This window comes from Streptomyces sp. CAI-85, from assembly GCF_013363615.1.
GTDB lineage: Bacteria > Actinomycetota > Actinomycetes > Streptomycetales > Streptomycetaceae > Streptomyces > Streptomyces antibioticus_B.
The window spans coordinates 1-549 of record NZ_JAANNX010000269.1 but is presented as its reverse complement, the minus strand read 5'-3'; the positions used below and the strand labels follow the sequence as shown (position 1 = coordinate 549).

Annotated in this window: 1 pseudogene; it reads left to right on the top strand. The window is 70.3% G+C overall.

Annotated elements, in window-relative coordinates:
• Positions 1-549: pseudogene (locus G6W55_RS38200) on the top strand (DEAD/DEAH box helicase); the annotation flags it as partial.

Genomic DNA, 549 nt, shown 5'->3' with positions numbered 1-549 from the left:
GCCGCGTTCGTCCCGGCGCCGTTCCTGTTCTGCGTGCACTGCCAGGTCTCCTACGAGCAGACCCGCGGCCGGGACTTCGCCAAGCTGGCGACCCTGGACCAGGAGGGGCGTTCCTCGGCCACCTCGCTGATCTCCGCGTCGATCGTGAAGTCCCTGCGGGCGGTGCCGGAGGAGAGCCTGGGCAAGGAGGCGCGCAAGCTCCTGACCTTCGTCGACAACCGGCAGGACGCCTCGCTCCAGGCCGGGCACTTCAACGACTTCGCCCAGGTGACCCAGTTGCGCGGCGCCCTGTACCAGGCGGCGGTGCGCGCCGGTGAGGAAGGGCTGAGCCACGACGATCTCGCCGAGGCCGTCACGGAGGTGATGGGCCTGTCGCCGCGCGAGTTCGCCGCCGGCGCCAACCTCGCTCCGTCCATGGAGCGCCGGGCCGTGAAGGCCTTCCGCGATGTCGTGGGCTATCGCCTCTACCGCGACCTGGAGCGCGGCTGGCGCATCACGATGCCGAACCTGGAGCAGACGGGTCTGCTGCGGATCGACTACGAGGACCTG